The sequence below is a fragment of the Streptomyces sp. VRA16 Mangrove soil genome, from assembly GCF_017377775.1.
Classification (GTDB): Bacteria; Actinomycetota; Actinomycetes; order Streptomycetales; family Streptomycetaceae; genus Streptomyces.
The window spans coordinates 264,650-287,908 of record NZ_JAFVLN010000009.1 but is presented as its reverse complement, the minus strand read 5'-3'; the positions used below and the strand labels follow the sequence as shown (position 1 = coordinate 287,908).

The window sequence follows — 23,259 nt, the reverse complement described above, 5'->3', positions numbered from 1 at the left end:
CCCGCGCTCGCGCAGTCAGGCCCGTGCGGCCGCCATCGGCCGGAGCCGGCCGGGCAGATTCTCGTACGCGGCGACGCTGATCCACTCCGTGGGCGGGATGTTGTCCATGGCGCCCATGATGCCCCGGGGCACGGCCCGCGCGTCCGTCGTCATCGGGGCAGCGCCGGGGCCACGACAGACTCCACGACCCTGCGCACCTCGGCGCGGGCGGGCGGCCCTTCGTCGCGGCCCGCGAACAGCAGATGGCCGGTGCCGACCAGGCTCAGCGCGAGCGTGTCCAGGTCGGTGCCGGGGGCGAGCCGGCCCGCGTCGCGCTCCGCGCCGAGATAGGCGATCACCATCGCCGTGCCCTGCGCGAGCACCGTGACCCCCGGCCGCCCCGCGGCCCGGAGGCGTGCGCGCAGCCCGTCCCGGAAGGTGATCAGGCTGACCAGCGCCAGGGCGACCGGGCTGAACAGACCGGTCAGGGCGTCCGTGAGCCGGTCGACCAGCGAGCCGGTGCCCGCGGCCGCCACCAGCGTCGCGCCCCGCGCGTCGATCCCCCCGACCCGGTCGAGGATCAGCTCGCACAGGAACGCGTCGAAATCCGTGAAGTGCCGGTGCAGCACGCCCTTGGCGCACCCGGCCTCTTCGGTGACGGCCCGGCTGGTGAGCGCGGCGGCGCCGTCCCGCAGCAGGACGCGCTCGGCCGCGTCGAACAACTGCGTGCGCACATCGCGGATGGCCACCCCGGTCGGCACCTGCGTCTCCCCTTCGTCGGCCCTGCGTCGGATGCAGCAACCGTAGACGAGTGGGCAGGTGCCCACTAGAGTGGGCGCATGCCCACTAACTCCGGGGCGACCCCGGACGAACCCCACAAGGCGCGCCGCATGGCGGAGTCCTTCGGCACCGACCCCGACCGCTACGACCGCAGCCGTCCGCGCTACCCCGACGCCCTGGTGCGCCGGATCGCCGCGGCGGCGCCCGGCCCCGACGTCCTCGACGTCGGCTGCGGTACGGGCATCGTGTCGCGGCAGTTCCAGGGGGCGGGCTGCACCGTGCTCGGCGTCGACGTCGACGCCCGCATGGCCGACTACGCGCGCGGGCGCGGAGTCCCGGCCGAGGTCGGGCAGTTCGAGAGCTGGGACCCGGCAGGCCGCACCTTCGACGCGGTCGTCGCCGGACAGACCTGGCACTGGATCGACCCGGCGGCGGGAGCGGCCAAGGCGGCCGAGGTGCTCCACCCCGGGGGCCGCGTCGCTCTCTTGTGGAACGTCCACCAGCCCGCACCCGAGCTCGCGGACGCCCTCGCCCGGGCCTACGGCGAGGCTCTCCCCAAGACCCCGCTCAACCCCTGGAAGGGCGCCGCCCTGAACGCGTACGGCGGCATCTTCGACAAGGTCGCCGACGGGCTGCGCGGCACCGGCTCCTTCGAGGAACCGGAGCGCTGGGAGGAGCGCTGGGAAGGCCGCTACACCCGGGACGCCTGGCTGGAGTTCATGAGCACCAGCGGCGGGGCCGCCCTGTGCACCCCGGAGCAGTCGGCCGACCTGCACGCACGCACGGGCGCGGCAATCGACGCCCTGGGCGGCGCGTTCACGCTGCCGTACGTCACGGTGGCGGTGACGGCGGTGCGGAAGGCCGACTAGGGGGACAGGAGGGGAGGGGACGGGAGGGGCGGGGAGCCGCCGAGGCCTCAAGTCCTGGGTCGGAAGACCTGGTTCGGCAGACGGTGGGCAGGGGGCGCGGTGCGCCGGATGATGGCGCCCGTGACACATCACGACACCGCCCCGTTCGACACGGACGCCTTCCTCGCCCGCCCCCTCACCGCCCGTCTGGCCACGGAAGGGCCCACGGTCCGCCCCGTCTGGTACCTGTGGGAGGACGGGGCGTTCTGGGTGCTGACCGGGCCGTGGGCCCGGCTGTTCCACCGGGTCCGGGAGGACCCGCGCGTCGCCCTGGTCGTGGACGAGTGCGACCTGGCCACGGGCCGCGTGCGCCAGGTCCTGGCCCGTGGCCGCGCCGAACTCCTCCCCTTCGACGTACCGCGAGGACGCCGCAAGCTCGTCCGCTACCTCGGGGCCGACGCATCCCTGTGGGACGACCGCTTCCGGCACTACCTCCACGACGATCCCGCCGAACGCGGCACGGTCTGGCTGCGTCTGGCGCCGGCCTCGCTCACGGCCCACGACCTGAGCTACGCCGTGCCCGGCTGAAGTGGCGTTGTCAGTGCCGGGTGCTATCCCTGGAAAGGGCAAGAACACTCGGCATCCGACAGCACACGACCAAAGGAGGCGGCCATCAGCCAGGACGGTCGACCGCGGCGTTCCGGGCAGGACCTGTGCGTGCGGCGGCACCCGGAGACACAGGTGGAGTGCGTCCTCGCGGACACGCACTATCCGCGCCCGCACTACGCCTTGGACGGCACGACGTGGCACGACGGACTGTGCGGCGCGTGCCACGGCAGCGGGAGTCGCGACGGCGGCACCGTCTGCGCTTCCTGCAACGGCGTCGGTTTCTGCCTGCTGGAGATAGAGATCGACGCGGAGATCGAAGGGGAGTGAGGATGCGGTAGCGCTCAGTCCGTGTAGACCTCGGCGCGGTCCACGCTCACGAACGAGGCGCCGGACGAGGCGTTGTGCTCGCCGGTGACGCGGACCCGCAAGGTGTGCGGGCCGTTGCTCAGGCGCGGGCTCAGATACTGGAGCGTCTCGCCGGTGCGGATCGCGCCGTAGAAGTCGACGCGCTGCTCGGGGCCGCCGTCGACGCTGACGGCCGCGATGCCGTTGCCGGTGTCCTTCACCGACAGCAGGGCGATACGGGTGCCGGTGAAGGTGAACGTCGCCGTGTTGCCGGCCTGTTCGCTCCAGTGGTCGTCGCCCCAGAAGCACTGCGCGGCGCAGCCGGTGCCCGAGTTCCAGGCCCCGGTGTACGTCACGGTGCCGCTGCCGCTCGACCGGCCGTCGTCGTTGATCCAGTGGTTGCCCGAGCCGGGGTCACCCGACGGCAGGTCCTGCGTCGCGCCCATCGCGAGCGGCGTCCCCAGGTCCGGGCTGCCGTCCGCGTTCCAGCCGATCTTCTGCGCGCGGGTCGTGCGGTCCGTGTAGGTGTACGCCGACGTGGTCTTCGCGTGGTAGATCAGCCAGTCCTCCGTGCCGTCGGGGGACGTGAAGAAGGCGTGGTGCCCGGGGCCGAACACGCCCCGGTCGTCGGCGCGGGAGAAGACCGGCCCCTGGTGCTGCGTCCAGTTGCCGGGGACGAGCGGATCGGCGCCGTTCGCCAGGGACATCATCCAGACCTGGTAGTCCGGCTTTCCGGTGTCGCACGTCGAGTACGTCATCCATGTACGGCCGTTGCGGTTGAGGAACTCGGGGCCCTCGCGGACCTCGGGGCAGCCGCCCGCCGCGTCGATCGCGACCGCGTCGCCCGAGACGGTGTACGGGTTCGACATGGGCGCGATGTTCAGGCCGTTGTGCTGGTACGGGTTGATGCCGCTGTACGCGAGATACAGCTTGCCGTCGTGCTGGAGGATGCCCGGGTCGATCGCGAAGTCGTTCGCGTGGTTGGGCGGGGTGAGCTTCGCCTTGTAGTGGTACGGGCCCGTCGGGTCGTCGCCGGACGACTCCAGGACGTACAGGCGGTGGTGATCGTCCGTCCCGTCGTCGGCCGTGTAGTAGAGGTACCAGTGGTCGCCGAAGCGGTAGAACTCCGGGGCCCAGATGTGCTGGTCGCGGGAGGTGTCGGTGTCCGTCCAGACCGTCACCGGGTCCGCGTCGAGCAGCGTGGCCAGGGAGGGTGAGCTCCACATCCGGATGCTGTCGCCCTGGGTGGTGGTCAGGTGGTAGGCCCCGTCGGCGTACGTGAGGAAAGGGTCGGGGCCGGTGTTCAAGGGATTGCGGAAGGTGCCGCTCGCGGCCGCGGGTCTCGCCGGCTGCTTCGCGACCGCCTGCGGGGCGCAGGCCAGACCGGCGAGCAGGGCGAGCAGGGCGAAGACGAGGGCGGTACGGGACCGTGCGCGCACGAGCGGCTCCTTACATCGATGTAAGTCCCAGCTCTCCAGGACCGTAGGGAAGGGCCGTCACGGTGTCAACGGGGCACACCGTGACGGGAGTTGACCGTGGTTCCGGGCCCGCTCACTGCCCGCCGAGGCCCGTCGTCGCCACCGACTTCACGATGTGCCGCTGGAAGAAGACGAACACGGCGACGAGCGGCAGCGCGGCGAGCACGGCCGAGGCCATCGACTGCGCGTACTGGATCCCGTACGCGTCCTTCACCGTGGTGATGCCGACCGGCAGCGTCATCAGCGACGGGTCGGACGTGGAGACGAACGGCCACAGGAAGTTGTTCCACGCCCCGATGAACACGAAGATCGCGACGGCCGCGAGCATCGGCCGGGACAGCGGCAGCAGCACCGACCAGAAGATCCGCCAGTGGCCCGCGCCGTCGATCCGGGCCGCCTCCTCCAGCTCGACGGGGAGCGAGTCGAAGTGCTTCTTCAGGATGAAGACCATCACCGGCGCCACCGTCTGCGGCAGGATCACCGCCGCGTACGTGTCGAGGAGGTGCAGCGTCAGCATCTGCTCGAACCACGGCACGATCAGGATCTGCGGCGGCACCATCACCGCCGCGATCGTCAGGGCGAACAGCCACCTGCGGCCGGCGAACAGGGTGCGCGAGAAGGCGTATCCGGCCATCGCCGAGACCAGCACCGTGATCACCGTGACGGCGGCGGACACGAGGAAGCTGTTGAGCATCCACAGCGGCAGGTCGCCGCGCTCCCACACCGTGCGGAACGCCTGCAGCGAGAAGCCGTGCTTCGGCCACACCCAGTGCAGCGGATCGCTCGCGTCCTGCTCCGACTTGAACGCCGTGAGCAGGGCCCACGCCATCGGCAGCAGCCAGACCAGGGAGGCGAGGCCGAGCACGGTCAGAGCGAGCGTGCGCGCGGTGCGGCTCGCGCCGAGCGTCAGGTTCGTGGTCGACCGGGCCGGGCCGCGACGGGCGCCGGGCGGGCGCACGGGGACGATCCGCCCCGACGCGCGGCGGGCGGGGGACTCGGTGGTGGTGGTCGTCATGTCACTTCTCCCGGCGGCGGAGTACGGCGAACTGGGCGGCGGAGGCGAGCACGACGAGGGCGAAGAAGATGTAGCTGATCGCCGACGCGTAGCCGAGCCGGTAGCCGGTGAAGCCGACGTCGTAGATGTACTCGACGACCGGCCGCGTCGCGTTGTTCGGGCCGCCCTTCGTCAGCAGGTACACCTGGTCGAAGACCTTCAGGGACGCCAGGATCTGCAGCACGCCGATCACGACGGTGATCCGGCTGAGCTGCGGCAGCGTGATCGAGAACAGCCGGCGCCAGGCCCCGGCGCCGTCGATGGCCGCCGCCTCGTACAGGTGGTCCGGGATCGACTGGAGGGCGGCCAGGTAGAGCAGGAAGTTGAAGCCGACCGTCCACCACAGGGTCGTCAGCGCGATCGCCCACATCGCCACCGACTCGTCGCTCAGCCAGGCGATCTGGTCGAGGCCGAGCGCGCTCAACAGATGGTTGTAGAGGCCGAGATCGGGCTGGTACAGCCAGAGCCACAGCAGGCTGACGACGCCGACCGGCAGCAGGTACGGCGCGAAGAAGGACAGCCGCCACACCCACTGGCCCGGCAGCCCGGTGTGCACGAGCAGCGCCATGCCGAGCGCCACCACGACCAGCGGGACCGTCGAGATCAGCGTGAACAGGACCGTGTGCCACAGGGCGCGCCACATCTCCGCGTCCCCGAACGCCTCGGAGAAGTTGTCGAGGCCGACGAAGGACGGGGTGTGCGCGGACAGTGCCTTGTCCGTGAACGCCGTCCACAGGCCCTGGCCGAGCGGCCACAGCAGGAAGACCGCGAACAGCGCGAGGAAGGGCAGGGCGAAGAGCAGGCCCGGGGGCAGCAGCCGCCGGACCGACAGCGGTCGCGGCCCGGCCGGGGCGGGACGAGAGGACATCGTTGTGCCTCCTGAGACGGTGCGCGGCCGTCAGGCCGGGCTGGGCTTGGTGAGGAAGGTGTTGACGCGCCGCACCATCGCGCGCGCCGCGCGGACCGGGGCGAGACCGTCGAGCAGGGCCTGCTGGAGCACCTGCGACATGGCGTTCTGGAAGTCGGAGCCCGCGCCCGCGAACCAGACGGCCGGGTCGAGCACGACCTGCGAGGCGGCCGACTTGTAATGCGCCTGCGGCAGCAGCTCCGCGTACGCCTCGGTACGGGTGACCGGCGTGTACGCCGGGATGTGCCCGGCCGTCGCCCAGGTCTGTCCGGCCTTCAGGAGCGCCGCGACCGCCTGATGGGTGCGCCTGCGGTGCGCCGCGTCGGGATGGTCGCGGTGCGGGAGCACGAACGAGTGCGAGTCCGCGTAGATCGCCGGGGTCCCGAAGACGGTCGGGAACGGGGCGGCGTCCACCTTCTTGTCCGCGGTGCGGAACGTGCCGAGCTCCCACTCGCCGGACAGTGCCATCGCCGTCTGCCGGTTGGTGAACGCGGCGACGCTGGAGTTGTAGTCGAGCCGCTTCGGATTGACCTTGCCGTCGACCAGCTTGGCCATGAACGCGATGACCTCGGCCATCCGGTCGATGTCGGCCTTCGCCGGGCCGCCCGGCGGCAGCTCGAAGGTGCCGCCCGTCTGCCGGTACAGGCCGTAGAAGAGCCGCCAGCCCTGCGCGGTGTCGTTGACGTACCCGAAGGAGATGCCCTGCTTGCCCGACGCCTTCGCCAACTCCCGGCCTGCGGCGAGGAATCGGTCGGGCGACGAGAACGCGTCCAGGTCCAGCGTGCCGTCCGCCGTGAGCAGTCCCGCCTTCTTCGTCGGCTCCGGATGGAAGAACACGATGAAGGGGTGCGTGTCGAGCGGGATCGCGTACGTCGCGCCGTCGTACTGCGTGCGCTGCCACACGGCGTCCGCGAAGTCGCTCTCGTGGATGCCGAACTCGGCCATCAGATCCATGTCCCACGGGTCCACGAGCCCGGTCGGCGCGTAGCCCGCGAGCCGCGACATGTGCGCGACGGCGACGTCCGGGCCGCGCCCGCCGGCCGAGGCCATGGCGAGCTTCGTGTAGTACGGGGTGCCCCACTCCAGGACGGTGCGGTCGATGTGCGTGCCCGGCATGTCGGGCTGCGCCCTGCGCACCATGTCGTTGAGCAGTCCGCCGTCGGCGCCCTGGAACAGGTCCCACAGCCGGACCGTCGAGTCGCCCGCGGCCAGCGCGCTGCCGCAGCCGCTGAGCGCGCCCGCGCCGAGCACCGCGGCGCCGGCGGCGAACGCGCCCGTCAGAACGCGCCGCCTGGTGAGCGCGGGGCGACCGACGGGGGCGGGTGTGCCGGTCATATGGCTCCTTCCCGGTGGCCGGCGGAGTCGTCCCGACTCCGTCGGCCACAGTTGTACATCGATGTAAATTGCAGGCAGGGGTGAAGAGCTACTTCGTGTCCTCGAACGCGGCGGGGCGGAGCTGGGCGTCCCGCAGCCGGGCGGTGTCGACCTTCTCGCTCCGGTCGAAGCGGTAGACGCCGTTGCGCTCCTGGAAGACGTCCGTGAGCTGGGTGTAGCAGTAGCCGAACATGTCCGGGTCGTCGAGCAGCACGCCCGTCAGACCGGTGAACCGCTCGATGAACTCCTCCGCGCTGCGCGGCCGTTCGCCGTATCCCCAGGAGTCGTCGAGCACGTTGCCCGCCGCCTCCGCGGCCGCCTCGGGGTCCCACCAGATGCCGCCGAACTCGCTGCAGAAGTACGGCTGCCCGGCGTAGGGAACGGACCAAGTGCGACCCTCGGGGCCGGTGTTGACGTACGGCTTGTTCTCCGCGAGGCCCTGCATCGTCTTCGCGAACGCCGCCGGGTCCTGCTCGTAGCAGTGCGAGTCGTACACGTCGGTCTCCGGGACCCGGTGCGCGTAGCCGGACGCGTCGATCACCGGGCGGGTGCCGTCGGCCTGCTTCGTGGCCAGGAACATCGCCCGCGTCACGTCGTCGAGCTGCGTGATGCGGTCGTGCAGGTTCTGGTACGTCTCGTTGAGCGGGCACCAGCCGACGATCGAGGGGTGCGAGTAGTCCCGCTCCACGGCCTCCAGCCACTGGGCGACGTAACTGGCGTCGGGCCGCTGGTTGTCGTCGCGGACCCCGACCTCGCAGCCCCAGTCGCCGAACTCGCCCCACACCAGATAGCCGAGCCGGTCCGCGTGGTACAGGTAGCGCTCCTCGAAGACCTTCTGGTGCAGCCGGGCCCCGTTGAAGCCGGCCGCGAGGCCGAGCTCGATGTCCCGGACGAGATCGGCGTCGCTCGGCGCCGTCATCAGGCCGTCCGGGTAGTAGCCCTGGTCGAGGACGAGACGCTGGAAGACCGGCTCGCCGTTCAGGAGCAGCCGCTTGCCGTCGACGGAGACCGAGCGCAGACCCGCGTACGAGGTCACCCGGTCGACCGGCTGCCCGTCGGGGCCGACGACTTCGAGCACGAGGTCGTACAGGTGCGGGTCGGACGGCGACCACACGCGTTGCCGGTCCGCGGGCACGGCGAGCGCGAGGCGCGGGCCGAGGTCGAGGTCGGCGCGGGCCTCGGCGGTGACGACCGTGCCCCGGCTGTCCGAGAGCGTGGCCCGGACGCGGTGGCCCGGGGCGTTGCCGGTCAGCGGCAGTTCCAGGAAGAAGGAGCCCGAGGCCAGGTCCGGGGTGATCCGGGGGCGCTTCAGGGCGACCGTGCGCGGAACCGGCTCCAGCCACACCGTCTGCCAGATGCCGGTCGTACGGGTGTAGTGGCAGTGCGAGTTGGCGAACCAGGTGGCCTGCTTGCCGCGGGCCTGCGGACCGTGCCGGGTGTCACGGGCCCGGACGACCAGGGCCAACTCGGCGCCGGGCGCCGCCGCTTCGCCGAGGTCGACGGTGAAGGGGGTGAAGCCGCCGCGGTGCCGGGCCACCTCGACACCGTTCGCCCACACCGTCGTGTCGTGGTCCACGGCGCCGAAGTGCAGCAGCACCCGGGCGTCCGTCCAGCCGGCGGGTACCGTCACCGTGCGCCGGTACCAGACGGCCTCCAGGAAGTCCGTCTCGCCGATCCCGGACAGCTCCGACTCGGGGCAGAACGGCACGGTGATCGCGCCGGTCAACTCCCGCTCCCGCAGGCCGCGTTCCAGGCCCGTGTCGGAACGGTCGATCTCGAACTGCCACGTGCCGTTGAGGTTCAGCCAGGCGTCACGGGCGAACTGGGGGCGCGGGTACTCGGGACGGGGGACAGGCATGGTGCTCCTTGCCTCGGGTGGGGTGCGGCGCAGCGCCGTGCGACGGGTGCGCCGGGCGGTGCGAGGCTCATGGCACCATGACGATTACATCGTTGTAAATATCCGGGACGGGGTGGGATCCGGCCCGAAACCGATTCGTGATGGTCGGTACGATCGCGGACGGCAGACGGAAGGAATGAAGAGCGTGGCGGCCAGACCCAGGATCAAGGACGTTGCGGAGTACGCGGGCGTCTCGCCCAAGACGGTCTCCAACGTGATCAACAACTTCGAGCATGTCTCCGACCGGACCCGCGAGGCCGTCCGTGAGGCGATCGACGCCCTCGGCTACCGGGTCAACATGGCGGGCCGCCAGCTGCGGCAGGGCCGCACAGGCATGATCACCCTCGCCGTGCCCGAACTCGACGTCGCGTACTTCGCCGAGCTGGCCAAGCACGTGATGACCGAGGCCGACCGGCGCGGACTCACGGTGCTGCTGCACCAGACGGGCGGCTCGCGCGAGCGGGAACTGGCGGCGCTGCACGGCTTCGACGCCCAGTTCTCCGACGGCATCATCCTCAGCCCGCTCGCGCTGCAGCCCCGCGACCTCGCCACCCGGGACCGGCGACTGCCCGTGGTCCTGCTCGGCGAACGCCCCGCCGAGGGCAGCACCGACCACGTCGCCATCGACAACGTACGGGCCGCGCGCGAGGCCACCGCCCATCTGCTGGAGCGCGGCCGGCGCCGGATCGCGGTGGTCGGCGGCATGGTCAGGGGCCGCCAGGGCACGGACCGGCTGCGCACGGACGGCTACCGCGAGGCGCTCAGGGCGGCCAAGGTCCCCTTCGACAGCGACCTCGTGGTGCCCGTCGACGCGTACCACTGGCGGGACGGCGCGCGCGCCGCGGCCGAACTCGTCGAACGGGACCCGCACCCGGACGCCCTGCTCTGCCTCAACGACCATCTCGCGCTCGGCGCGCTGCGCGCCCTGCACGAGAAGCGGGTGAGCGTGCCCAAGGACATCGACGTGGTCGGCTTCGACGACATCGAGGCGTCCCGCTTCAGCGTGCCCACCCTGACGACGGTGGCCCCCGACAAGGAGGAGATCGCGCGGGCCGCCGTGGCCCTGCTCGTCGACCGCATCGACGGCCCCGATGACGGGCCGCTGGTGGACCACGTCGTCGGGCACGAGGTGATCGTGCGGGAGAGCAGCGGTGGGTGAGGCGGCGGAGCGGGGCGGGACCCGGTTCCCGAGCGGGGCGGGACCCGGTGCCGGAGGTGGTCCGGGCCGTTCGGTCAGGCGCTCCGCTCCAGCCGCACGACCACGGGCGCGTCGAACGGGGCGCCCGACTGGTTGACCTGGACGTGACCCGCGCCCAGCCAACTGCCGGTGCCGGGCACCCGGTGGATCTCCGAGAGCCACAGGGACTGGTTCGACGACGAGCGGGCGCCCGTCGACCGCGGCAGCCGGGGTCGCTGGATCGTCACACAGCGGCCCGTGTCGGTCAGATACCGGTTGCCGTCGAGGAACAGCCCCTTGGCGTCCTGGGCCAGGGGCACGCGCCGCTCGCAGCCGCCCGGTGCCGGATCCTGCGCGACCCACGCCGAGCCGGTCCAGCGCAGCCGGATGTACTTGTCCTCCGGTTCGTCGTCCGTCTCGCCGTGGTCGAAGGTGTTCTCGCCGTACGCGCGCACCTCGCCGCCGTCGAGCACGAAGACCTTGCCGAGGGAGGCGCTCGCCTCCGGCGGTACCGGGTCGTCGAAGCGGGACACGGGGGTGTCGACCGCCCGCCACGACGTGCCGTCCCAGTGCATCGAGGCCGGCTGGTCGTACGGCAGGCCGCCGGAGCCCTCGGTCCCGGGCCCCGTCGAGCGCCGGCCCACCGCCCAGGCGTCGTCCGGCCCCACGACCGCCAGGTCCGCGGCCTCGTACGGCAGCCGGGTCGTCGTCCAGCGGTCGCCGTTCCAGTGCGCGGCGGTCCGCTCGCCGGTGAGAGCCCAGATGTCGTCGGGGCCGGCGGCCTCCAGGTCGCCGACGGTGCCGGCCGGCGGGCTCGGCACGGCGGACCACCGCGTGCCGTCCCACCGCGCCCAGCCCTGCGCACCGGAGCTCCGGCCCGTCGGTTTCGGCCGCAGCCACAGCGTGTCGTCGCCGATCTCGTCGAGCGCGGGCGGTGCGTCGGAGGGGCCGATGGCGTCGGGCAGCGACTCGCGCGTCCACCGGGCGCCGTCGTAGTGCATCAGGAACGGTCCCGTGCCGCCGTCGTTCTCGGTCGCGACCGCCCAGACGTCGTCCTCGGCGAGCGCGGCGACATCGGTGAACCGGCCGCTGAAGTCCGCGATGTGCGCGAACTCCCAGGTGAGCGCGGCGTTTTGGGATCCGGGGGAGGAGTGCGCACCGCCCGTGGGCCGGTCCCCCCGCGGCTCGGTGTCCGCACCGCACCCGGCCGCAGCGAACACCGCCGCGAGCACGGCACCGACCGCCACAGCCCGTGAACGGACCCCTTCTCCACCCCGCATGACCGCTCCCTCGATCCCCTCGCCCCGGCGCCGCCCACCTTACGGATCACGGCGAGCGGGCGACGTACCCGGCAGGGGTACGGGATCAGGCGCGCACAACCTCGGACACCGGCCGCCGCGGCGTCACCGGACCGGGCAGCGCGTGCCCGAGCCGCAGGATCATCTGCGGGAACTGCCCGAACAGCAGTGTCGCGCGCACCTCCACCCGCAGTTCGGGCACCTCCAGCGGCTGGGTGTGGAAGGCTGCCGAGACCTCGTGCGCGGCGGCGTACAGCAGCATCCGCTGCAGCGCCTGACCGGCGCGCAGCCGGTCCGCCGGGGTGTCGTGACGGGTGGTCAGCACGGCGACCGCGCCAGTTCTGGCGGGCCACACCTCCGGCGCCCGGGGCAGAGTGGCGGTGAGCCCCAGGAAGTCCCGCCCCGCGAGGGAGACACAATCGGGGTGGTACGTGCACGTGGACAGCGGCACGCCGTCGCGCCGCACCCCGTTGAACTCCTGCGTCCAGCGCACGAGTTCGGCCCGCCGGCCGGGATCGGTGCGCTGCAGGTCCTCGGCCGCCCGGACCAGTTCGGCGAGCCGGGCGCGCTGCCGGCCCGGAGCGACGAGGTTCAGATCGGCCCCTTCCGCGCGGGCCCGCTCCCGCAGTGCGTCGGTGAACTCCTCGGAGAGTTCGCCGGGTTGGAAAGGCCCCCGGTGCGTGCGCCGACTGCGCAACGCGCGGTGCAGTGTCTCGGCCTCCCGGTCGGCCGGCTCGTACGCGCCCCAGTCGACGCGCGCGAGATGCGCGGGCCGCCACGGGTCGGGGAACGGGTGGACGACGGCCCGGAACCCCAGATGCCGCATGGCCAGGCGGATGTTGAACAGCGCCGCGCCGCAGCCGATGACGAGCTGACGCCCGTCGGGGTCGGCCAGCGGGACCCGGCGCGTGGGATCGGCGTACAGATCGACACCGGTGGCGTCGCCGGAGAACAGCCAGGGCTGGGAGTTGTGCAGGGAAGGCGCGGTGACGGCCGCGCGCACCAGGTGCCGCACGGCATGGTTCCCGGGCGTCCGCAGAGCTGCCATGACGGCACCACCCCTCGTGGGATCCGGTGTTCCGCTTCCCAGCGTGACCGCTGACCGCTCCCGCACGCAGGGGCCGGACGTCATCCGGCGTGGGCCGAGCGGCCCGTACCCCCTCCGGGCGTCGTCCGCTCCCTCGTCCGGGACATGGAGGCCCGCGCGCGGACCGTACGGCCCCTGTCGCGCACGGGGGCGGTCGTACGAGCGTGACTCCTGACGGGTACGTGCGACGGAGGTGAACCGGCATGGGGCAGGAACGCGTGGTGGTGGCGGTCGACGGTACGGGGTCCGGGCGGGCCGCGGCCGGCTGGGCCGCCCGCGAGGCACTGTGGCGGGGCGTTCCGGTGCACGCCGTCCGGGTGCGCCGCACGGAACCTTCCGGCCGGGCCCGCGCGGACCGCGCGGTCGTGGAGTCGGTACGCCGTCTCGCCGCCGCCCACCACGAACTGACGGTGACCCTGGTCGACGTCATCGGTGCGCCCGTCCCCGCACTCCTCGCACAGCTCACGCCCGAGTCGTGGCTGGTCCTCGGCACCGACGGCACCGGAGGGGCGGCCGACACCCTGGCCGCCGACGTGGCCGGCCGGGCCGGCTGCCCCGTGGCCCTCGTCCCCGGCGGAATCCTTCCGGCAGCGGATGCCGGACGCACGGACCGGATCGCGGTCGGTGTCGACGTGCACAGCCCGGACGGCGCGGCCCTGGGCCTCGCGTTCGACCGGGCGCAGCGGACCGGAGCACGGCTGCGCGCCGTGCACGCCTGGGCGTACCCCGAACCCGAGGCGTCCGCCTGGCCGTTCGCGATCCCGGAGGCGGACCGGGCGCGCTGGGAGGACCAGGAGGTGCAGCGGGTGTGCGACGCGCTGCACCCCTGGCGGGAGAAGTACCCACGGGTGCCGCTCCTTCTCGACGTGGTGCGCTTCGCCCCCGCGCAGGCGCTGATCCGTGCCTCGCACCACACCGACCTGCTCGTCGTCGGACGCCGCGACAGCCGTCTCGGCGTCACCGTCCGGGCGCTGATGAGGGCGGCGCGCGGGCCGGTGGTACTGGTGCCGCACTGAGCGCGGTCGGCTCGCGCCGGGGGCCGAGTGGCCCCGGCGCCGGACCCCCGTGGGCCCTGCTGCCGACCGGGCTCCCGGCAGAACGATGGAAGGGCAGACGGAGGAGAACGTCACGGTCGGAGGTGACACCTCGTGCCCCATCCGCTGATCGTCGTCGGAGTGGACCAGTCGCAGGAGAGCGCCGCCGCAGTGGTCTGGGCCGCCCGGGAGGCCGTCCGGCGGGCCGCTCCGCTGAAGCTGCTGCACGTGGGCAACTGGACGCCGCGCACGACGGCCGACGAGGCGGACGCACCGGCACGACGCCGCCGCGGCGAACTCTTCGTGCGCAGCGTCGTCGAACGCCTCGCGATCGAGGTGCCCGTCGTCCGGCTGACCGTCGCCTCCGTCCCCGGCCCCGCCACGGCGGCGCTGCTCGACGCCGGGGCGCGGGCCGGGCTGCTCGTGCTCGGCTCCCGCGGGCTCGGCGCGCTCTCCGGCGCGTTCGTCGGCTCGGTCGCGGCCGGCGTCATCGCCCGGGCGCCCTGCCCCGTCGTCCTGGTCCGCGCCGACACCACCGGCACCGGCAGCGCCGACGGCCACGACGTCGTCCTCGGCCTCGACCTCGGCGACCCCTGCGACGACGTCATCGAGTTCGCCTTCGCGGAGGCGGGGGTGCGCGGGACACCGCTGCGGATCCTGTCCGCCTGGCACGAGCCGAACGTCCTGACCCTCGGGCCCGGCGAGGTCGCGCTCGCCGACGCGGCCCAACAGGCCCATGAATGGGAGGGGTTCCAGGACGCCCTGCTGTGCCCGTGGAAGGAGAAGCACCCGGACGTGCCCGTCGTACGTTCCGTCGTCGAGGGACCCGTGACCGCGCCGCTCCTCGACTCCGCGACCGGCGCCGCCCTCCTCGTCATCGGCAACCGCCGCAGGCCCGAACCCCGACTCGGCCCGCGCACAGGACCCGTCACGCACGCCGTGATCCATCACGCGCCCTGCGCCGTGGCCGTCGTACCGCACGACTGAACCCACCCCTGAGAGGCCCGTCATGCATGCGATCGAAACGACGCCGGTACCCGTGCGGTACGTGTATCCGTTCGCCGACGGCAGCCGGGAGCTCGCCGACCTGCTCGGCGGCAAGGGCGCGGGCCTCGCCGAGATGACCCGCCTCGGGCTGCCCGTGCCGCCCGGCTTCACCATCACCACCGAGGCCTGCCGCAGGTACCTCGGCACCGGTGTCGAACCCCCCGAGCTCGGGGTCGAAGTCGCCCACTCGCTCGCCGAGTTGGAGCGGACGATGGGCCGCGCACTCGGGGCGGCCGACGATCCGCTGCTGGTGTCCGTGCGCTCCGGCGCCCGCTTCTCGATGCCCGGCATGATGGAGACCATCCTCGACATCGGCCTCAACGACACCTCGGTCGTCGGACTCGCCAAGGCCACGGGACAGGAGCGGTTCGCCTGGGACTCCTACCGGCGGCTGCTCATGATGTTCGGCCGGACCGTCCTGGGCGTCGACGGCGCCCTCTTCGCGCGGGCCGCAGCCCGGCACGGCACGGACAACGGCGCACTCCCCGCCCTGGTCGAGGAGTTCAAGGCCATCATCCGGCACGAGACCGGCGAGGAGTTCCCGCAGGACCCCGCCGAACAACTGGAGCGCGCCGTCCGCGCCGTCTTCACCTCCTGGACCGGCGAACGGGCCCGCCTCTACCGCGACCGCCACCACATCCCCGACGACCTCGGCACCGCCGTCACCGTGCAGGCCATGGTCTTCGGCAACCTCGGCGCGACCGTGACATCGAAAGGCAGCGGCACCGGCGTCGCCTTCACCCGCGACCCGGCCACCGGCGCGTACGGGCCCTACGGCGACTACCTGCCCGACGCCCAGGGCGAGGACGTCGTCGCGGGCGTGCGCGACACCCGCCCGCTCGACGCCCTGCGCGACCTCGTCCCCGAGGCCTACCGCGAACTCGACGCCCACCTGCGGACGTTGGAGCGCCACTACCACGACCTGTGCGACGTCGAGTTCACCGTCGAGCGCGGTCGCCTGTGGATCCTCCAGACCCGCGTCGGCCAGCGCACCGCGGAGGCCGCCTTCCGCATCGCCTACGACCTCGTCGACGAGAAGACCCTCACCGACGACGAGGCGCTCGGCCGCGTCGACGGCGCCGCCCTGACCCGGCTGATGTTCCCGCGGTTCGCCGCCCGCCCCACGGACGTGCCGCTCGCCCGCGGCGTGCCCGCCTCGCCGGGCGCGGCCGTCGGCGTCGTCGTCTTCGACTCCGCCACCGCCGTGCGCCGCACCAGGGCCGGCCAGCAGACCGTGCTCGTGCGGCGCGAGACCAGCCCCGACGACCTGCCCGGCATGATCGCCGCCGAGGCCGTCGTCACCAGCCGCGGCGGCAAGACGAGCCACGCCGCCGTGGTCGCCCGCGGCATGGGCAAGGTCTGCGTCTGCGGCGCCGACAGCCTCACCGTCGACCCCGTCGCCCGTACCCTCACCGCGCCCACCGGCGCCGTCCTCCACGAGGGCGACACGATCTCCGTCGACGGCACCGCGGGCACCGTGCACCTGGGCGCACTGCCGCTGACCGAATCCGACGTCCGCCAGGCCCTGGTGACCGGGGTGCGCACCAGCCCGCTCACCGTCGCCGTGCACCGCGCCCTCACCCACGCCGACGAGGTCCGCCGCCTGGAGGTGCGGGCCAACGCCGACACCCCGCAGGACGCGGCCGTCGCCCGCAGGCTCGGCGCCCAGGGCATCGGCCTGTGCCGCACCGAACACATGTTCCTCGGCACCCGCAAGGCCCTCGTCGAGTCGATGATCCTCGCCGCCGACGACACCGAACGCCGCCGCGCCCTCGCCGCCCTGCTGCCCCTCCAGCGCCTCGACTTCATCGGCATCCTCAAGGCGATGGACGGACTGCCCGTCACCATCCGGCTGCTCGACCCGCCGCTGCACGAGTTCCTGCCCGACCTCACCGATCTGTCCGTGCGGGTCGCGGGCGCGGCGCACCCCACCGCGCACGACCGTGAACTGCTCGCCGCCGTCGGCAGGTTGCACGAACGCAACCCCATGCTGGGGCTGCGCGGCGTCCGCCTCGGCCTCACCGTGCCGGGCCTCGTCGCGACCCAGGTACGGGCCGTCGCCGAGGCGGTCGACCGCCGACTGCGCGACGGCGGGAACCCGCGTGCCGAGATCATGATCCCGCTCGTCGCCACCGCCGACGAACTGCGGCACACCCGGGCGCTGGTGGAACACACCCTCGCCGAGGTCGCCGCCGAGACGGGCCGCCCGCTGCAGCTGCCCGTCGGCACCATGATCGAACTGCCCCGGGCGGCGCTCGTCGCGGGCGAACTCGCCCGCGCCGCGGACTTCTTCTCCTTCGGCACCAACGACCTGACCCAGACCGCCTGGGGCCTGTCCCGCGACGACGCCGAAGGGTCCTTCCTGCCGCAGTACCTCGACCAGGGACTGCTCGCCGTGTCGCCGTTCGAGCGCCTCGACGAGGACGGCGTCGGACGGCTCGTGGCGCTGGCCGTGCGCGAGGGCCGCGCCGCCAACTCCCGCCTGGAGACCGGTGTCTGCGGTGAGCACGCGGGCGACCCGGACTCCGTGCACTTCTTCCACCGGACGGGCCTGGACTACGTCTCGTGCTCGCCGTACCGGATCCCGGCCGCCCGCCTCGAAGCGGGCCGGGCGGCACTGACCGGGGACGGCGGCCCCGACAGCAGGTGACGGGCCGGCGTCAGGCCCGGGCGAGCGGCCCGGCCGGCCGCACGGCGCCGACCGGCTCGCCGTGCCCGAGCACCGGAACCTCCGCGAGCGCGGCGAGCCGGGGGTCGGCGTCGATGTCCACGCCCAGGTGACGCAGGGCGGCGGCCATCACGACGGGCCGCGGCCTCGCCGCGCCGTCGGCGATCTTCAGCGCGACCGCCGAACCGTCCGGCAGCGCAAGGGCGTACACCCCCTCGGCACCGTCCTTGGCGACGGCGCCCGGCAGCGCCCGCATGAGGTCGGTGACATCGCGGCCGGTGCCGCCGACGTACTCGGGGTACGCGTTCATGGCCGCCGCCACCCGCTGCTCGTGGCTGCCCGCGGGCGCCGTCGCGATCCGGGCGAAGGCGCGCGCCAGACCGGTGAGGCTGAGCGCGAACAGCGGTGCGCCGCAGCCGTCCACGCCGACCGCGGCCGACGTCTCGCCCGCCAGATCCTCCAGCGTCTCGCGCAGCGCCAGTTGGAGCGGGTGGCCGGGGTCGAGGTAGTCCTCCACGGACCAGCCCGCCGCCACACAGGTGGCGAGCATCGCGGCGTGCTTGCCCGAGCAGTTCATGGTCGTACGCGTCGGACCGCGCCCCGCGGCGAGATGCGCGGGCTGGGCCTCGGCCCCGATCGGCAGCCCCTCCGTGCACCGCAGGTCCCCCTCGGTCAGACCCGCACCCGCGAGGATGCGACGCACCCCGTCGAGATGGAACGCCTCGCCGGAGTGGCTCGCACAGGCGAGCGCGAGCAGTTCACCGTCGAGGCCGAGCCCCGCACGCAGCATGCCGACGCCCTGCAACGGCTTGTTGGACGACCGCGGGTACAGGGGCACGTCCACCTGGCCCGCGCTGAACTTCGTACCGCCGTCCGGACCGACGACCAGCACCGCCCCGTGATGCACGGACTCCAGGAAGTCACCCCGCCAGACCTCCGCGAGCACCTCGTGGGCGGGCGGCGTGGGTGAGGTGGCGTCGGTGGACATGGCGGTTCCTCCAGGGGCTCGTCGTCAACTGTCCACAGGTATCAGCGAGAGCGGTCGACTGTCGACAGTTGTCAGCCCGCTCGCTACGCTTCGGACCTCGCGATTCCTTGGGAGGCGCCCCATGACGGGACTGGTCCACCGCGGCCTTGCGGGACAGATCGTGGACATGCTGCGCGAGCGGATCCTGACCGGCGAGCTGCCCTCCGGGGCCCGGCTCAACGAGGTGGAGACCGCCCGCGATCTCGGCACCAGCCGCGGCCCGCTCCGCGAAGCCATGGGCCAACTGGTCAGCGAGGGCCTCCTCGTCCACGTACCCAACAAGGGCGCCGTCGTCTACGCGGCCCGCCCCGACGACGTGATCGCCCTCTTCGAACTCCGCTCGGCGCTGGAGTGCGCCGCGGCCCGCCTGGCGGCGCACCGCCGCACGCCGGGCGAGGTGACCAGGATGCGCAAGGTGTGCGAGCGCTCCCGCACGGCACACGCGACGGGGCGCAAGCTCCCGTACGCCCTGGACCTGGACTTCCACCGGTCGCTCCTGCAGGCCGCGCACAGCCCGCGCATCGCCGAACAGGTCGGGCTCGTGCAGCAGCAGGTGATCGTGTTGCGCAGCGGTCTCACCTCGCACACGGCGCACACCGAGACGTCGCTGGGCGATCACGAGGCGATGGCACAGGCGGTCGCGGCCGGCGACGCCGATCTCGCCGAGAACCTGATGGCGGCACATCTCGCCCTGGTGGAGACCGAGTTGCTGCAGTCGCTCCGGGCGCAGGAGGACGCCGCCCCGCCGGGAGCGCCCCGCGCGAAGGACGGGGGAGCGCCCCGCACAGGACGTACCGCCCGATGACGAACCGCGTACCGGACCGCGTGCCGGACCGCCCTCGCCCCCGCGATCTGGGCATCGTCCCCGGTGTTCTGCCCGTCGGCCCGGCGAACTCCCTGACCGATGTGCCGGGCGTACGCGTCGGCCATGTCACGCTCGACCACGACGACGCGGAGCTCCCGGTGCGCACCGGGGTGACCGTCGTCGTCCCGGCGGCCGGTTCCGTGTTCCGGGACAAGCCGACCGCGGGCCTGGAGGTCGTCAACGGCTTCGGCAAGGCGGCCGGACTCAGCCAGATCGCCGAACTCGGCGTCCTGGAGACCCCGTTGGCGCTCACCAACACCCTCGGGGTCGGTACCGCCTTCGAGGGGATCGTCCGGCACGCCCTCGCGGGGCATCCCGAGATCGGCACCACCACGGGCACCGTCAACCCGGCGGTCTTCGAGTGCAACGACGGCTGGCTGAACGACATCCGCGGCCTGCACGTCCGTCCGCATCACGTCCTCGACGCGCTGGAGGCGGCGTCCGCGGGGCCCGTCGAGGAGGGCGCGGTGGGCGCGGGCACCGGCATGGTCTCCTTCGGCTGGAAGGCGGGCATCGGCTCCAGTTCCCGGCTCGTCGACGCGGGTGACGGCGGCGGCTACACCCTCGGCGTCCTCGTCCTCGCCAACTTCGGTCTCGCCGAGGACCTGACCGTCCTCGGCACACCCGTCGGCCGCGTGCTCACGCCCCGACAGGCGCAGGAGCAGGCCGAGTTCGCGCGCGGCGCCGGTTCCTGCGTCGTCCTCGTCGCCACGGACGCCCCGGCCGACGCCCGCCAGCTGCGCCGTATCGCCAAACGCGGCACGGTCGGTCTGGCCCGCACCGGAGGGATCGTCCAGCACGGCAGCGGCGAGTACGCCCTCGCCTGGTCGACGACCCAGCGCACCCCGCACACCCCGACGCGCCCGACCCGCGCCGCCTTCGCCCTCGCGGAGAACGGCCCCCTGATGGACCTGCTCTTCCGCGCCACCGCGGAGGCCACCGAAGAGGCCGTCCTCGCCGCACTGTTCGCCGCCCGGCCGGTCACGGGCGTACGGGGCCACCACGCACCGGCGCTGCCCACGGACCGCGTCGCGGGGCTCGTGCGCGCGTCAGCGCTGAGCGGCGACCAGGGGGAATGAGCGGTGGACGGTCCCTGGGCCCGGGTCAGCGGGATCCGTCGCCGTCCCCGATCCGCTTCTCGAACCAGTGGTGCGCGTACGGCTCGTCGTTGAAGGCCGCGACCTCCTCGAACCCGGCCGCCCGATAGAGACCGATCGCGGCGTCCAGCGCCTTGTTCGTGTCGAGGCGCAGGGCGCTGTAGCCGTGCCGCGCCGCCCGCTGCTCCAGCTCGGCGAGGAAGCGACGGCCCAGGCCGAGCCTGCGGGCGTGCGGCGCGATCCACATGCGCTTGACCTCGGCCGGGGCGTCGGCGGGCAGCTTGAGACCGGCGCAGCCGATGGGTTCCCCGTGCAGCCGGGCGACCAGGAACAGGCCGTGCGGCGGTCGCAGCCCACCGGCGTCGGGGAGCAGACTGCGGGCCTCGTCGAAGCCGGTGTCGAAGAGGTCCTGGAGCTCGGTGAAGTACGAGAGCAGGCAGTGCCGCGCATCGGGATGGTCCGGGTCGACCGTGTCCAGCGTGACCGTGGCCGCCGTCAGCAGCCGGTCGACGTCCGTCATGGCGGCGACGAGCCGGGCGCGCTGGTCGGCGTTGAGCGGCGCCAGCAGGGAGGCGGCCAGGTCGTCGCTGCGGCCGTCGAGCACCGTGCGCTCCGCGCGGCCCGCCGCGGTGAGGCGGACGGTGCGCACGCGCCGGTCCTGCGGGTGCGGCTCCACCGTGACGAGCCCGTCGCGTTCCAGAGCCCGCAGGAGACGGCTGACGTAACCGGAGTCGAGGCCGAGCCGCTCCCGCAACCGCCGTACGTCCTGGCCCTGTTCGCCGATCTCCCAGAGCAGCCGTGCCTCGCCGATCGGCCGGTCGAGGCCCAGGTAGCGGTCGTGGAGGACGCCCACGCGTTCGGTGACGGTGCGGTTGAAGTGCCGCACCAGTGAGAGGTGGGTCGGGTCCGAAGCATCCGCGGTCATTCCCTGACTGTAGTCAGAGAATGAGTTCATGGCGAACGCCGGACCGGGGGATCGGACGGCTGGGAGATCGGCCCCGGCCTCCGGCCCCGGGGCCGGAGGCCGGTGGAGTTGTCAGCCGGTGTGCGCCACCAGGGCGTCGATGATCTCGGGCCACAGCGGGCGGGGCCGGTCGTGCCCCATGTCGGGCAGGAGCAGGAGCCGCGCCCCGGGCACCAGCTCGGCGGTGCGCCTGCCGCCGCTGGGGTCGATCAGCGTGTCGTCCAGGCCGTGGATCACCAGGGTCGGGACGCGCAGCTCGCGGAGGGCGTCGGCGCGTGAACCGCCGAGCACGATCGCGCCGAGCTGCCGGCCGACCCCGGCCGGGTAGTACGCCCGGTCGTAGCTCTGCGCGGCCAGCTCGCGCAGCAGCGCGGGGTCGCCGTACCGCTTCGACGCCCACGCCATGTCCGCCTCGGCCGCGGCGATGTAGCCCGCGCGGTCCGCGGGCTTCGGCCGGAGCAGCAGCGCCTGCGCCTCGGGGCTCGACCGTCCGTACTCGGGCTCGCCGGTCGAGGACATCATCGAGGTGAGCGTGAGGACCCGCTCGGGATGCGCGACGGCCATCGTCTGGGCGATCATGCCGCCCATCGACGCCCCCACGACGTGCGCCCGCTCGATGCCGAGGGCGGTCAGCAGGCCGAGCCCGTCGTCGGCCATGTCCCGCAGCGTGTACGGCACCATCGCGCGGGCCGCGGGGACGTCCCCCGTGCTGACGGCCGCGATGAACCGCCCCATGTCGACCGGGTGCTCGTCGAACTTGGTGGACAGACCGCAGTCGCGGTTGTCGTAGCGGACGACGTACCGGCCGCGCCCGGCCAGCTCCCGGCAGAAGTCCTCGTGCCAGGCGATCATCTGGGCGCCGAAGCCCATGACGAGCAGGACGGCGGGATCGGCGGGGTCACCGAACGTCTCGTAGGCGAGAGAGATTCCGGGGGCGGCTTCAGTGATCGGCATGGTGCGAGTGTCTCAGCGCCCCGGGGTTCGGCGCATCCGCGTTTTCCCCGCTCTGACCTGCTCGTTCCCTTGCCGCGGCGGTCTGCGGGCCGGGGGCGGCGAGGGCGCCGAGCGTCAGATCCGTCAACTGCCGCTCCAGGCGCTCCCCTTCGGGCAGCACGGCCGCTCGGAAGGTGCGCGCGTGCAGGGACGAGAGCAGCCACCAGGCGCCGACGTGCGGGTCCAGGTCGGCGCGGACGTCGCCCGCCCGCTGCCCTTCGCGGAGCAGTTCGGTGAGGGTCCGCGCGAAGCGCCGGTGCACATCGAGGGCGGCGTCGCGCAGCGCGGGGTCCTCGGTGAGCGTGGCGGCGTCGGCGAACAGGAAGCCGAGCGAGCCGCGCGCGTGGAAGCGCTCCATGTGCCCGGGATCGAAGAAGGTGGCGAGCAGCGCGGACACGGAACCCTCCGCGCCCTCGTGCGCCGCGTCCACGGTGAGCAGGCCGGTGGCCGTGGTCACGGCCCGGTCGAGCACCGCCCGGTACAGGGCGCTCTTGGAGCCGAAGTTCTGGAACACGACGGGTTCGCTCACGCCGATACGCGCGGCGATCGCCGAGGTCTTCCCCCGGTGGTAGCCGGTCTCGCAGAACACGTCCGTCGCGGCGTCCAGGATCGACTCCCGGCGGGCCGCCGGGGTCAGTCGGGTGCGGGCCGCGCGCGGCCGGGTCGGCTGGTTCACGACGCCATCGTAGACCTCTTGCCGCCGCTACTTAGTCGTGACTAAGCTCGTCGGC

General features: G+C 73.1%; 22 protein-coding genes. 9 read left to right on the top strand and 13 right to left on the bottom strand.

Annotated elements, in window-relative coordinates; genetic code table 11:
• Window positions 1–15 precede the first annotated feature (15 nt).
• Window positions 16–153, bottom strand: coding sequence for a hypothetical protein (locus J3486_RS25255; RefSeq protein ID WP_207823994.1), 138 nt, complete (start codon window positions 151–153; stop codon window positions 16–18).
• Window positions 150–740, bottom strand: a complete 591-nt coding sequence (locus J3486_RS25250; RefSeq protein ID WP_207823992.1) for a TetR/AcrR family transcriptional regulator — start codon at window positions 738–740, stop codon at window positions 150–152. Before J3486_RS25250 ends, J3486_RS25255 begins: the two co-directional genes overlap by 4 nt.
• A 78-nt stretch (window positions 741–818) precedes the next feature.
• Between J3486_RS25250 and J3486_RS25245 the strand changes: the two genes are divergently transcribed.
• The 3 genes from J3486_RS25245 (at window position 819) to J3486_RS25235 (ending at window position 2,543) form a co-directional block, all read left to right on the top strand.
• Window positions 819–1,628 carry a class I SAM-dependent methyltransferase gene (locus J3486_RS25245; RefSeq protein ID WP_229378530.1) on the top strand — a complete coding sequence of 270 codons (810 nt, stop codon included), beginning with the start codon at window positions 819–821 and terminating at the stop codon, window positions 1,626–1,628.
• Between the two features lie 120 nt (window positions 1,629–1,748).
• Window positions 1,749–2,195 (top strand): pyridoxamine 5'-phosphate oxidase family protein, encoded by a 447-nt coding sequence (locus J3486_RS25240; protein WP_307804926.1) that lies wholly within the window; start codon window positions 1,749–1,751, stop codon window positions 2,193–2,195.
• 129 nt (window positions 2,196–2,324) lie between these two features.
• The gene (locus J3486_RS25235; protein ID WP_207823990.1) at window positions 2,325–2,543 is read left to right on the top strand and encodes a hypothetical protein; all 219 of its coding nucleotides are present in this window, start codon (window positions 2,325–2,327) and stop codon (window positions 2,541–2,543) included.
• 14 nt (window positions 2,544–2,557) lie between these two features.
• Here J3486_RS25235 and J3486_RS25230 read toward each other — a convergent pair whose 3' ends face one another.
• The 5 genes from J3486_RS25230 to J3486_RS25210 all read right to left on the bottom strand — a co-directional run bounded on the left by J3486_RS25230 (window position 2,558) and on the right by J3486_RS25210 (window position 9,232).
• Window positions 2,558–4,000: a family 43 glycosylhydrolase gene (locus J3486_RS25230; RefSeq protein WP_207823988.1), complete on the bottom strand. Its 1,443-nt coding sequence runs from the start codon at window positions 3,998–4,000 to the stop codon at window positions 2,558–2,560.
• 112 nt (window positions 4,001–4,112) lie between these two features.
• Entirely contained in the window at window positions 4,113–5,054 is a 942-nt protein-coding gene (locus tag J3486_RS25225; protein WP_207823987.1) for a carbohydrate ABC transporter permease, read from the bottom strand.
• Window position 5,055: 1 nt separating this feature from the next.
• Entirely contained in the window at window positions 5,056–5,961 is a 906-nt protein-coding gene (locus J3486_RS25220) for a carbohydrate ABC transporter permease (protein WP_207823985.1), read from the bottom strand.
• 30 nt (window positions 5,962–5,991) lie between these two features.
• Window positions 5,992–7,335, bottom strand: a complete 1,344-nt coding sequence (locus J3486_RS25215; protein ID WP_207823983.1) for an ABC transporter substrate-binding protein — start codon at window positions 7,333–7,335, stop codon at window positions 5,992–5,994.
• An 88-nt stretch (window positions 7,336–7,423) separates the two neighbouring features.
• The gene (locus J3486_RS25210; protein WP_207823981.1) at window positions 7,424–9,232 is read right to left on the bottom strand and encodes a glycoside hydrolase family 2 protein; all 1,809 of its coding nucleotides are present in this window, start codon (window positions 9,230–9,232) and stop codon (window positions 7,424–7,426) included.
• A 175-nt stretch (window positions 9,233–9,407) separates the two neighbouring features.
• Here J3486_RS25210 and J3486_RS25205 point away from each other — a divergent pair, with 175 nt between their 5' ends.
• On the top strand, window positions 9,408–10,430 hold the full coding sequence (locus J3486_RS25205) for a LacI family DNA-binding transcriptional regulator (protein ID WP_207823979.1): 1,023 nt from the start codon (window positions 9,408–9,410) through the stop codon (window positions 10,428–10,430).
• Between the two features lie 74 nt (window positions 10,431–10,504).
• On the opposite strand, the gene J3486_RS25200 is transcribed toward J3486_RS25205, so the two are convergent.
• Both J3486_RS25200 and J3486_RS25195 read right to left on the bottom strand, forming a co-directional pair.
• Window positions 10,505–11,728, bottom strand: coding sequence for a hypothetical protein (locus J3486_RS25200; protein ID WP_207823977.1), 1,224 nt, complete (start codon window positions 11,726–11,728; stop codon window positions 10,505–10,507).
• A gap of 85 nt (window positions 11,729–11,813) precedes the next feature.
• Entirely contained in the window at window positions 11,814–12,794 is a 981-nt protein-coding gene (locus tag J3486_RS25195) for a hypothetical protein (RefSeq protein WP_207823976.1), read from the bottom strand.
• 242 nt (window positions 12,795–13,036) lie between these two features.
• Between J3486_RS25195 and J3486_RS25190 the strand changes: the two genes are divergently transcribed.
• From J3486_RS25190 to ppdK, 3 genes are all read left to right on the top strand, one after another.
• Complete coding sequence (locus J3486_RS25190) at window positions 13,037–13,849, top strand: universal stress protein (RefSeq protein ID WP_207823974.1); 813 nt, start codon at window positions 13,037–13,039, stop codon at window positions 13,847–13,849.
• 132 nt (window positions 13,850–13,981) lie between these two features.
• Window positions 13,982–14,854, top strand: a complete 873-nt coding sequence (locus J3486_RS25185; RefSeq protein WP_207823972.1) for a universal stress protein — start codon at window positions 13,982–13,984, stop codon at window positions 14,852–14,854.
• A gap of 22 nt (window positions 14,855–14,876) precedes the next feature.
• A complete protein-coding gene (gene ppdK / locus J3486_RS25180) occupies window positions 14,877–17,564 on the top strand; it encodes a pyruvate, phosphate dikinase (protein ID WP_207823970.1) in 2,688 nt (895 codons plus the stop codon).
• A 10-nt stretch (window positions 17,565–17,574) separates the two neighbouring features.
• Here ppdK and J3486_RS25175 read toward each other — a convergent pair whose 3' ends face one another.
• Complete coding sequence (locus J3486_RS25175) at window positions 17,575–18,570, bottom strand: asparaginase (protein ID WP_207823968.1); 996 nt, start codon at window positions 18,568–18,570, stop codon at window positions 17,575–17,577.
• 121 nt (window positions 18,571–18,691) lie between these two features.
• Here J3486_RS25175 and J3486_RS25170 point away from each other — a divergent pair, with 121 nt between their 5' ends.
• Together J3486_RS25170 and J3486_RS25165 are read left to right on the top strand one after the other, a co-directional pair.
• The gene (locus J3486_RS25170; protein WP_207823966.1) at window positions 18,692–19,414 is read left to right on the top strand and encodes a GntR family transcriptional regulator; all 723 of its coding nucleotides are present in this window, start codon (window positions 18,692–18,694) and stop codon (window positions 19,412–19,414) included.
• Window positions 19,411–20,553: a P1 family peptidase gene (locus tag J3486_RS25165; protein ID WP_207823964.1), complete on the top strand. Its 1,143-nt coding sequence runs from the start codon at window positions 19,411–19,413 to the stop codon at window positions 20,551–20,553. Before J3486_RS25170 ends, J3486_RS25165 begins: the two co-directional genes overlap by 4 nt.
• Window positions 20,554–20,578: 25 nt before the next feature.
• Here J3486_RS25165 and J3486_RS25160 read toward each other — a convergent pair whose 3' ends face one another.
• The 3 genes from J3486_RS25160 to J3486_RS25150 form a co-directional block, all read right to left on the bottom strand.
• Window positions 20,579–21,496 (bottom strand): helix-turn-helix domain-containing GNAT family N-acetyltransferase, encoded by a 918-nt coding sequence (locus tag J3486_RS25160; protein WP_207823962.1) that lies wholly within the window; start codon window positions 21,494–21,496, stop codon window positions 20,579–20,581.
• A 111-nt stretch (window positions 21,497–21,607) separates the two neighbouring features.
• The gene (locus J3486_RS25155; RefSeq protein ID WP_207823961.1) at window positions 21,608–22,489 is read right to left on the bottom strand and encodes an alpha/beta fold hydrolase; all 882 of its coding nucleotides are present in this window, start codon (window positions 22,487–22,489) and stop codon (window positions 21,608–21,610) included.
• Window positions 22,476–23,204, bottom strand: a complete 729-nt coding sequence (locus tag J3486_RS25150) for a TetR/AcrR family transcriptional regulator (protein WP_207823960.1) — start codon at window positions 23,202–23,204, stop codon at window positions 22,476–22,478. The genes J3486_RS25155 and J3486_RS25150 overlap by 14 nt, the downstream gene beginning before the upstream one ends.
• Window positions 23,205–23,259 lie beyond the last annotated feature (55 nt).